The sequence below is a fragment of the Nonomuraea sp. NPDC051191 genome, assembly GCF_044455665.1.
Taxonomy (GTDB): Bacteria; Actinomycetota; Actinomycetes; order Streptosporangiales; family Streptosporangiaceae; genus Nonomuraea.
The window spans coordinates 1-9,863 of record NZ_JBITEZ010000043.1 but is presented as its reverse complement, the minus strand read 5'-3'; the positions used below and the strand labels follow the sequence as shown (position 1 = coordinate 9,863).

The window sequence follows — 9,863 nt, the reverse complement described above, 5'->3', positions numbered from 1 at the left end:
TACTTGCATGTCCCAGTCGAACCCGTCGGCGGGGGTGGTGTCGGGTAGTTGATGGGCGTAGAACAGACCGACTTCCATGAAACCTCCGGCGACGATGTCAGAGTGGTCGAGTGAAGAAAGGGGCGGCCGGCGGCCGCGAAGTGAGGCGCCGACGCGCCCTCGGCCCGAGCCTGTCAGGCGGACGACCTGCGGCATCGAGCCTGAGCGCCATCCACTTGGGAAGCGGTGCCAGCCACTCACCGGCTCATCGGCCGCCGCCTACGTGAGCGCCTTGCGCAGGACCGGGGCGACCGGCTGCTTTCCCGCGCCGTCACTGCTGATCGAGACGTACACGATCTTCGCCGTGCAGGTCACAAGGTCTTCACGCAGCACCGTGTAATGCACGTCGAAGCTCGTCGTCCCGATTCGCGCGGGCTGCACCGCGATCGAAACCTCATCCCCGAAGCGGACACCACTGATCCAATCGATCTCCGAGTGGACGAGTTGAAAGTTGATGCCCTGGTTCGCCATCTCGAAGACGGACAAGCCCTTGTCTCGCAGGAAGGCCGTGAAAGCCTCGTCGAACCAGGCGAGGTACCAGGCGTTGAAGACCACCCCCTGCTGGTCGGCCTCGTAGTACCGCACCTGCCACGGCTGCACGTACGTCATGGGTATCTCCTTATGACTCGTTCGCGAAGGGCGGGCGACAGTTGCCCTGCTCCACGATCGAACTTCAGTGAGCCATCCGCGCGACGTCATCCCACAAGCAGCTCGATGGCGGAGTTCTTCATCTGTCGCCCGTGTCGCCACTTTGCATCCGGCAACTGACCTGGCCGTTGAACGAGCGAGCCACATGGTCACGCAGGTGTGTCAGGTTCAGCTGAACCGATGCGCCCCAGGAGGATTGTGTGACGACAGTGCGCGCCCACCGATCGAGGTAGCCTCCGGATTCACCGGGCGGATGCTCGGCCTGGCCGCCATCACCGTCCCTGAACCTGTGCGCTGCGTGAACTACCGACCCCTCCAGCACTGACCCAGGGCCCGTTCCGGTTGACGGGTCTATCGAGGCAGGCACGTCAAGGATGCGGGCCTGCCTCGATACAGTTCAGGTGGTGGCCGGGCTGGGTCGCGGCGGCAGAGTGATCAGCTGAGAGGTGTGATTGCCAGCCGCTGCGGTGCTGATAAGGGCAGCGGTGGATTCGGCGGCGGCGCGGGCGACCTCTGGGTAGACGCTCGTGTAGGTGTCGCGGGTGAAGGTGGAAGAGACGTGCCCCAAGGTCTCCTGTACGACCTTCAAATCCACTCCAGCCGCGAGCATGATCGACGCTGCACCGTGACGAAGGTCGTGCAACCGCACCGGTGGCAGCGCCGCCTGGAAGGCCAGCAGGTAGAACTGGTCGCTGACCTGCTGGGGATGCAGTGGCCGGCCGAGCTCGTCGGTGAAGACGAACCCGCTGTCCGCCCACGCCTCGCCCGCCGCCAGCCGCTCGGCCGCCTGCCGCTTACGGTGCGCGCGCAACGCGGTGACGGTGTCCGCGTCCAAGGCGATGGTGCGGTCGCTGGCCTCGGTCTTCGGCCTGCCCTGCACCGGCTCCCACCCCAGCTGAGTGATCTGCCAGTGCACGCCAGCCGTCCCGGCGTCCAGGTCGACGTCCTTCCAGCGCAGCCCGACCGCTTCGCCCCGACGCAGCCCACGCAGGGCGATCAACCGGTACAGGGGGAACAGCCGGTGGCCGGCCGACTTGGTGAGGAAGGCAGAAGTCTGGGAGGGCGTCCAGACCATCACCGGTGACGGCCGTGGCGTGGCCACGTACATGTTGATGATGTTGGCGTGGCTGAACCGGGCTCCGCGCCGCCGCTGCTCGGCGGCGAGCCGGTCCTGCAGGTCGCGGTTCCAGGCGGCGACCCGCTCGTCGGTCCACACCAGCGCCTTCGGCCGGTCCACGTCCGGAAGTTCGACGACGGCGGCGGGGTTGAAGTCGATCAACCGGTCCTGCTTGATCGCGATGTTCAGTGCATGCCGTAGCGTGGCCCGGATGCGGTGCATGGTCGCCGGGCCGACCGGCCGCCGGTACTTCACCGTCGCACGTTCCTCGGGGTCGCCGCTGGCCCGGGCGCTGGTGATGACGTCGTTGAACTCCTCGATCGCATCGAACATGCCCGCCACGTCCGACACCCGCAGCCGATCCAGCCGGATGTCACCGAGGTAGGGGGTGAAGTACAGGCGGATGTGTGCCTCGTACGAGCGGCGGGTGGTGGCGTCGATCTTTCGCTTACGCCGCAGGAACTCCTGCATCCATTCAGCGACCGTGACGGTGGGATTGAGGTCCTGCCGGGTGCGAACCTTGCGCCGGATCTCTTCCACCGGTGGCAGCGCCTTGGTGTCCTTGAGCGTGGCCAGCATCAGCTCGGCGACCTTCCGCTGGATGTGCGGGTCCTCATCCAGCGCCAGCAGCGCCCGGGCGTGCTCCAACTCCGCCTCGACCTCCTCCAACGTGGCGAAACCGCGCCGCCGCAGCGGGTTACGCCGCCGTCCGTCGGCGTGTGCGGGCAGCTCCAGCTGGTAGGCCCACCGGCCATGGGCGCTGCTCCACCGCTCCCCTCCACCCGGGCGGCGCAGCTTCGGGCAGGCCTTGCCCAATTTCTTGCCAGTCGCCTCGTCCCGGCAGGAGCACGTCTTGAAGGTGGTTCCGTTCATCGTCGCTGTCGCGCCTTTCTTGTCGCTGATCTCGCGCCGTCGCTTCCTCGACGTCGCGCTTCCTGCGGCGCTCCCCGTCCCCGGACCTCGACGACGTTGGTTGCGCCGGGACATGACGCCACCGGCGGCATCACAGACCCGGCCCATCTCCACGCCGGTCGCCGTCGGCCGGTCCCCGAAATGGGGATTGCCGTGCCCCGGCCCAGCGGGCGACCCTGATCGGCCCGCACCGGCCCGTCATAGGCGCTGGAGCGGGGACGCGCGGGGCCACCGGCCGGAGCGGGGCGGTCGGTATCGACGCCCACCTTCACCACCCATGTCAAGCGAAATCCGCTGGTCACATCGCCCCGCGGCCCGCGCCGGCCAAACCCGGGCGTCCGCCTGCATGCCTCGACCAGAGAACGCTGACCTCAAGCAAGGGGTACCGCGCTGATCCCATGACGGCGGCCTCAGCAGACACGCAAGGCACATCATCGAGATTCGGCGAAACGACTGGACTGTACGGTCACCACCCGAGACTCCGATCTGGCGGGCAGATCATCCCTGTCACTTATTGAAATACCGGCCAGAAAGGCCGAGTCCGGACAGCGCAATCGGTCAATCTTCAGCCAACCACGATCGAACGGAGTCGGCCCTGACCGGTCCCAAGACCGAAAGATCGATCATCGCAGCGGAGTTTGGCGCTGCACCTAAAGGGTCAGTCCCGGACACGGCCTGCAATTCCCGTAGTTACGGCGAGGCGTCACACTTGATCGCCTTCCTGGATCGAGCGGTGAGTCGACACGCGCCGAGTAGGTCGGAAGCTTGGCTTCGCAGCGCAGTTCCCTCTCGCCCCTGGCGTATGGGGGCCCCGCAAGAAGCGGCTTGGTCCAGGGCTCTATGGGCTGCCTGGATCAGGTGACATTGCGACGAGCGAGGGGGCTTCGGTGAGCGCCGAAGCTCCCTCGCCCTGTCTGGCGCGGCATGTACTAGAAGTCGAACTCGCCCTTCTTCGCGCCGTCGAGGAAGGCCGCCCATACAGATGCTGAAACAACGTAGGGGGCTTGGTCAGGAGCTTCGGTGTCTCGGATGCCGACCCGGCCTCCAGGCAAAGGGGCCACCTCAAGGCAATTACCGTTATCGCCAGAGCGTGTGGCCTTGCGCCAGGCAGCGCGGTCCAGGTCCTCGTTGGTCACTTCCATCGCTTGGCTTTCTCCTCGATCAACTGAAGTGATGCTCTCCGGGGCAGAGCATCGCCGTGCAACATCTCATACCTCGACTTGACGTCCAGGACCCGACCGGGATCGGCAGTGATCTGGCTCAGCGTAATCGACTCGATGTAGGCCGTGTCCGGCATTTCCGGACCGCTGGCCAGCATGAAGGCGCCTTGCAAGCCGGTCGTCAGCCACGCATCGTGAGGAAGGACATGGAGGTGAACACGCGGGTGATCGTTCATCGCGGCGAGATGCGCGAGTTGCCCAGCCATGATCTCCTCACTCCCGATAGGCCGGGTGAGGACTCCTTCGTCTAGCACTACCCATAGCGTAGGACCATTCTCCCGCTCCAGGATGCGCTGGCGATCCATCCGCGCAGCCACGCCTTGCTCGACGAGGTCAGGCGTGGTTCCCGGCCTGCCTCGGAAGATGGCCCGGGCATAGTGTTCCGTCTGAAGAATGCCGGGAACGATCAAGGGCTCCCAGGCCCGCAACATGTCCGCCCGCTGCTCGATCTCGACCAGTTGAGCCAGCCAGATGGAGAAGCGGCCAGCGTGCTCAACGGTCTCTCGCCAGCGTGTCAGGAGGCCGCCGCCCGCTCCAAGTGCGGAGTCGGCGGCACGGGCGAAGTCTTCGTCAGCGGGGCGTTCTCCGCGCTCAACCATGCTGATCTTCGAGACGGACCAGCCGAGCAGGGCAGCAAGCTCCTTTTGTCGTTTGCCTGCCAATATGCGGTATTCACGAAGATGGATGCCGAATTTCACTCCAGGAGCTTTTAGAGCAGGTTCCGACTCACTGTTTTCCAAGGTAGATCCCCCCTCCTTCCCAGGACCACACAGGAAACGCACGAGCATGTGTAGTAGCACACCTGGTTCGTGCCTGGGAAGTGCTTTGCCGCAGGGCCCTCATGCAGGGGTTTTCTGAGATGGTCTCTTCAGACCAAGTTGAATCGCACCACCAGCCGCACGAATGGCAGGCAGGCGTGTAAACGCTGCTCGCATTCTTCTCAAAAGGAAGCGGCCGATGATCAGGAACTAGCGAGGCGAGTTCGGCGATGTACTACACACCACCACCGGACACATTCGAAGAGCTCGGCGTCGTCCAGCTCGCGTGCAGCGATCGAGCGCCGAAACTGGCGCGGCAGGCGGTGACCGCATGGCTGGGAACCAAACACACAGCCTGCGAGATCGTGACGCTAGCCACTTCAGAACTGGTAACCAACGCCGTGAAGTACACCGACGCAACCGCCACCGCCGCCAATGACGACCGTGACCAGATCACGCTCAAGCTGTCCCAGGACGAGGCCGTCCTCCGACTCGTGGTGACCGATCCCGGTTCACGCTGCTCGGCACCTGCCCGTATCCCGATGCAGGGACCCAATCTGCACTCCGAGCACGGACGTGGACTGGCGATCGTGGACAACCTGTCGCGCGGACGGTGGGGAAGCTACCGGATGCCCAGAGAGGGTCATCGCTGCGTATGGTGCCACCTCGACCGGGAACCCACCCCGGCGCAGCTAGAGGAACTCTTCCGCGCCCCGATGTAGCCGGCGACCGGGCCTCGCCCTGGAGTTCATGACTGGCATCAGAGAAGGAAGAAGCTTCTGTGCGAGGCCATCACATGATCGTGCTCCTACCGCTGTTCGTCATCACGGGATTCATCGGGTGGATCAGCGCATCACCCGAAGGCGTTCCCATTCCGGTCATCGTCGCGGCGGCCGTGCTGGGGCCGAGTGTCTTTGTGGCCGCCGTGCTCGGACATCGGAGCCGACGTCGACGGGCCAACGTCCGTTCGCTGTTCGACCGCTGACCGTCCCGGACGCCGATCCCTCTCCGCGCGCTTCTTCCCATCTCGTGAAGGAAGGTTCTTCCATGTCCCGTGACAAGCTGCTCTCCGCGCTTGCGCTGCTCCTGACCGCTGGGTTCGTTGCCTTCGTGCTACTGGCCCCCACCAGCCTGACCCGGCCGGTTTCCCAGGCGGTGCTCGGCGGCGTCCCCTTCGGCGTCGCCGCAGTGATTGCGCGGAAGGCCTACCGCGCCCGGCGTTCCGCCGGCCGTACCCAGCCGCCCGCTTAGACTCCGCCGCTGCCCGACCTGTTTGGGAGACCGTCTCATGTCTGAACCCGTCCCGGCCGCTGTGGCCGACCAGGCCACCGCCTACCTGGGCGACCTGCAAACTCTGCTGCAGGCGCAGGGCCTGCACACCCGCATCCTCATCCAGCCTGAGCGCGTGCCGCGCCTACGAGTGATCAACCTCGGCTGCGCCTCCCTGTGCGAGGTAATCAGGGCCGCGCCTGTAGATGGCGAGTGGAGCTTCTGGTGGTCGTGGGGCGAACCGATCGCCCCGACCAGTGACGTGATCATCACCGCCGACCGCATCGGCCATGTGCTGACCCCGGCCGCCCACCAGTGCGCCTGACTTACCCCGGACGGGAACCGCCCCCGACATCGTGCGGCCCGCCATCCCGTAGCAGCGGCGGACAGAGGCTTGGGAGACCGTCAAATCCACCCGTTCGGCACCATCAAAGCCACACAACCCTGTCTGGCGCTACTCGCCATCGGGGCGGATGTCTGCGGCTGGCAGCGCTCTTACATGGCCCTGTCCGGAGGCCAGGTGAGAGCACTCTTCTCCGGAGCGCGACCGTCGATCAGACGAGTTCGTCGCGCTCTGGAGATGGTGATGACCGCGAACTCCTGGAGTGCAGGCGTGAACGCGGTCGCCCCCGGGGGCTGGCTGGTAAGCGGAGACCGGCCCGCCCCCTGTCCGGCGGCGATCACGGCGGTGCCCCCGTCTGCCTGATCGCCGCCCAGGGCGGCCCCTCGGTCAAGGTGGCGTCGCTGGCGCAGAGCCGCGCGACGCGAGGGGCCGCCCCTCTCCAGACGTCCGGCAGCAGCACGCCACCTTCCCAGCCTGTGCTGCTGCCGGACCGCATCCCCTCGGGAAGCGGCGCAGTGGTCGCCGCGCCGTGGCGCAGGTCGTGCAGCTGGATGGGTGGCCGACCCGCCTGGTAGCAGATCTGGTGGAAGCGGTTCGGTCACGTGCTGGGGATGCAACCTGCAGCGGCCGGCCGATCTCGCCGTCCTGTCGCCACTGGGTCACGCGCTCCCCGGTTCAGATGACCGGCTTGGGCCGGGTCACCGCGCCAAGCTCGACAAGCGGCGGCCGGGTTGAAGCAAGCTCAGCAGCCGATTCTGTCGAATCGCCATCGTGGTGCCTTGATGTTCGGCTTGCTGGCCATTGTGGTCATCCTTCCTTGCGAGCCGGACGGCTGCCGCTGTCCGGGTTGTTGTGATCGAGTCGTAGCGCTGCTGGGTCAAGAAGCGCCCACAGGGCGCGCACCGGTACGGCGTATCGGTCGCCGATGCGCAGCACCCGGCACGGGAATTCACCCGCTTTCGCGAGCCGGTATGCCTTGGTGCGGCCCATCCCGAGCAACCGTCCGGCCGCCAGCAGGCTCACCACTTCCGGCCGGTCGACCGCGCCGGCTTCGAGGAGCTCGTTCGGGGTTGTGCTGGTCATGCGTCACCTCCATGCGCGTTGATGAACAGTGGCCGGTCCATGCCGTGCGGGATGCGCGGCATCATTCGGCCGGTGCGGGCTGTCGTGGGCGCTACGCCGCCGACCCGCATGCCCTCGGTCCGGAGCCGGGGGCGGCCGTCCCGTGGACGACGGGCGCCACAGCCCTCGGCACGCCGGGTGCGGGCGGGGTGGCTACGTACGGTATCGACGCCCACGTTCATGGCCCTTGTAGCGAAATTCGCAGGTCAGGCACGAACCCCTGTTCCCGATCCGCATTCGGGTCGGGAACACGGCCACGCGGCGCTACTACAGCTCGCCGCCGTCTGGAGGGTACGAGGTGGGCGCGGCCGGCTCCGGGCCAAGCACGTGCGGGCGAACGAACACCAGCAGGTCCTCGTGCGCCACCGCATGCACGGGCAGGCCACGCGCCCATGCCTTACGTGCCTCGTGAAGCTGGAAGAATGACGCCCGGTTCAGCAGGTGGCCCTCGCCGAGGCCGCACAGCAGGCACACGATCCGATCTGCGAATGCCAGCCCCGCCTCGCTTGCTACCTGATGGACATGTCCCGGCAGGTCAACCAGCTCGCCACGAACCCGGTACGGGCGCACCGTGATCGCCGCCACCCCGCCGGGACGCAGCAGGTCCCTACACCCGGCCAAGATCCGGCCGAACCCCTCCAACAGCGCGGGGAGCTGCTGATGGGCGAGGTTGCCGCGGTCGGCCGAGTAGTGGTGATTCCACTTGCGCACCCCCGGCTCGCCGGTGTCGCGGGTGGAGCGGATGTGCCCGTGGGTGTAGGTCCCGTACGGCGGGGAGGTCAGCACCAGCGCCGCCCGCCCGGCCAGGTCCGGCAGCAGCCGGGCAATGTTGCGGGCGTCCCCGGCCACCACCCGGCCGAAGCCGGACGCGCCCTGTTTCTTGGCGTAGCCGAGGTTCGCCACAGCCAGGCGTGCCCACTGCTCCTCGTACTCCACCCCCGCGGCGTGCCGGCCCAGATGGGTGGCTTCGACCAGGGTGGTGCCGATCCCGCACATCGGGTCGACCACCAACTCCCCCGGCTGCGTGTACGTGTCGATCACACGGGCGGCGATCGAGGGCAGCATCTTGCCCGGATGCCGCATGGACTCCGGCACGTACCGGCCTCGCCGCTGCACCCGCGACGGACGCTGCCCGGTCGCCCACACCGACGTCGTCACCTCGGCCATCAACGCCCACCTCCCACCTGGGCAAAGGCCCCAGCCGCGACCGGTGAAGCCGTACTGGCGGCAGGACGTGCCGTCGGTTCGGGCGGACCGGCGAGCCCTCGCGGACGGGTGAACAGCAACACATCCGAGTGGACCCGGGTGCTGGCAGGCAGGTCGGCACATACCTGAAGCTCATGTGTCGCGGCCAGACCGCGACACAGGTGGGCCGGTTCGATGCGCTCGCCGCGAGCCGGGTGGCGTAGAGCGATGATGTGCTGCAGATACACCAGCCCCGCCTTGCGGGCCCGCGTGATGATCTCCGGCAGCGGGTCGACCATGCCACCGTGGCGGTACAGGCCCGTCACCACGGCCAGATGCCCTCCTGGCTTCACCAACCGCGCCGCCGCCGTGATGTCGTGCACCTTGATCGCGCCCGGCGAGCTTGGCCATCCGGGATGCCGGTCCGGCTGCTCGCAGACCTGCTCCGCCACCACCAGTCCCGCGTCATCGGCGAGGTCGGCCAGCGGCGTCTCGTCGCCGAGGTCGGTGATGCGCAGGTCGGTGACCTCCAGGTCATGGGTGGGATGGGTGCGTGCGAGCCGCGTCCAGATCACGCCCACGCGGGCGGTGTTGGTGAAGACCGCCACCGGCAGGCAACCCGCCGTCAGCGCGGCCGAGATGAGCTGGTGATCGCTGGCGCCGAGATGAACGACCGTCTCGCCCAGCCGAGCACACGCCGCGATGAGGTCGCGAGCCAGCGGGCCACTGATCGGGTGGCAGCAGCCTCCCGTGCAGGCAGGGACGGATTCGGTGTCGGATGCGGCCAGCCACACCGTCAGCGGCAGGTGCCCCCGTGAAGGGTCCTGTACCTCGCGGCTTACGCACAGCTCTCGGAAGAAATCGATGGCCGGGGTGGAGGTGCTGGACGAAGAGGTGGTGGTCGGATCGGTCATGTGGGTGTGGCCCGAGTACCGGGTCAGCGATCCCTGTCACTGATCCAAATACCGGCCCGAGTGCCTGTGGTAGGACGGGCGGTCAAGCAAAGGTTCGACAAGGGCTGCCCCTACCCTGCGGCTCCGCCATGTGCGCACGAATGACCCCGGACTGCTCTTCTCTACGCGCCACGTCGTCGGGCCGGGACGGGCGCAGCCTTCGGTGAGGCACCAGGGCTTTGAGAGTGCGTTTCGCGAGCTGATGCCCCTTTCGTCGCCGGAGTTGGCTTAGGTCGCCCGGTCAGAGGCTCGTCATTCGGGCTATGGGCGCGGTTGGGTGAACAATCCCGGTTCGGT

General features: G+C 67.0%; 12 protein-coding genes. 4 read left to right on the top strand and 8 right to left on the bottom strand.

Translation table 11 applies throughout. The features are described from left to right. The 5 genes from ACIA8R_RS52810 to ACIA8R_RS52790 all read right to left on the bottom strand — a co-directional run. A partial coding sequence (locus ACIA8R_RS52810; protein ID WP_397045809.1) for a hypothetical protein occupies positions 1 to 195 on the bottom strand: 195 nt, incomplete at its 3' end. A gap of 63 nt (positions 196 to 258) precedes the next feature. Next, the gene (locus tag ACIA8R_RS52805) at positions 259 to 648 is read right to left on the bottom strand and encodes an acyl-CoA thioesterase (RefSeq protein WP_397045808.1); all 390 of its coding nucleotides are present in this window, start codon (positions 646 to 648) and stop codon (positions 259 to 261) included. A 436-nt stretch (positions 649 to 1,084) separates the two neighbouring features. Further along, the gene (gene xerC, locus ACIA8R_RS52800) at positions 1,085 to 2,791 is read right to left on the bottom strand and encodes a tyrosine recombinase XerC (RefSeq protein ID WP_397045807.1); all 1,707 of its coding nucleotides are present in this window, start codon (positions 2,789 to 2,791) and stop codon (positions 1,085 to 1,087) included. An 854-nt stretch (positions 2,792 to 3,645) separates the two neighbouring features. Next, entirely contained in the window at positions 3,646 to 3,858 is a 213-nt protein-coding gene (locus ACIA8R_RS52795) for a DUF397 domain-containing protein (RefSeq protein ID WP_397045806.1), read from the bottom strand. Continuing rightward, entirely contained in the window at positions 3,849 to 4,634 is a 786-nt protein-coding gene (locus ACIA8R_RS52790) for a helix-turn-helix domain-containing protein (RefSeq protein ID WP_397045805.1), read from the bottom strand. Before ACIA8R_RS52790 ends, ACIA8R_RS52795 begins: the two co-directional genes overlap by 10 nt. Before the next feature lie 290 nt (positions 4,635 to 4,924). Here ACIA8R_RS52790 and ACIA8R_RS52785 point away from each other — a divergent pair, with 290 nt between their 5' ends. From ACIA8R_RS52785 to ACIA8R_RS52770, 4 genes are all read left to right on the top strand, one after another. Continuing rightward, positions 4,925 to 5,416, top strand: a complete 492-nt coding sequence (locus ACIA8R_RS52785) for an ATP-binding protein (protein ID WP_397045804.1) — start codon at positions 4,925 to 4,927, stop codon at positions 5,414 to 5,416. A gap of 74 nt (positions 5,417 to 5,490) precedes the next feature. Then, a complete protein-coding gene (locus ACIA8R_RS52780) occupies positions 5,491 to 5,679 on the top strand; it encodes a hypothetical protein (RefSeq protein WP_397045803.1) in 189 nt (62 codons plus the stop codon). A 62-nt stretch (positions 5,680 to 5,741) separates the two neighbouring features. After that, entirely contained in the window at positions 5,742 to 5,945 is a 204-nt protein-coding gene (locus ACIA8R_RS52775) for a hypothetical protein (protein ID WP_397045802.1), read from the top strand. A 37-nt stretch (positions 5,946 to 5,982) separates the two neighbouring features. Then, complete coding sequence (locus tag ACIA8R_RS52770; protein ID WP_397045801.1) at positions 5,983 to 6,288, top strand: hypothetical protein; 306 nt, start codon at positions 5,983 to 5,985, stop codon at positions 6,286 to 6,288. 825 nt (positions 6,289 to 7,113) lie between these two features. On the opposite strand, the gene ACIA8R_RS52765 is transcribed toward ACIA8R_RS52770, so the two are convergent. From ACIA8R_RS52765 to ACIA8R_RS52755, 3 genes are all read right to left on the bottom strand, one after another. Beyond that, positions 7,114 to 7,389: a DNA-binding protein gene (locus ACIA8R_RS52765; protein WP_397045799.1), complete on the bottom strand. Its 276-nt coding sequence runs from the start codon at positions 7,387 to 7,389 to the stop codon at positions 7,114 to 7,116. 306 nt (positions 7,390 to 7,695) lie between these two features. Next, complete coding sequence (locus ACIA8R_RS52760) at positions 7,696 to 8,595, bottom strand: TRM11 family SAM-dependent methyltransferase (protein WP_397045797.1); 900 nt, start codon at positions 8,593 to 8,595, stop codon at positions 7,696 to 7,698. Next, entirely contained in the window at positions 8,595 to 9,527 is a 933-nt protein-coding gene (locus ACIA8R_RS52755) for a hypothetical protein (RefSeq protein WP_397045795.1), read from the bottom strand. The genes ACIA8R_RS52760 and ACIA8R_RS52755 overlap by 1 nt, the downstream gene beginning before the upstream one ends. Positions 9,528 to 9,863 lie beyond the last annotated feature (336 nt).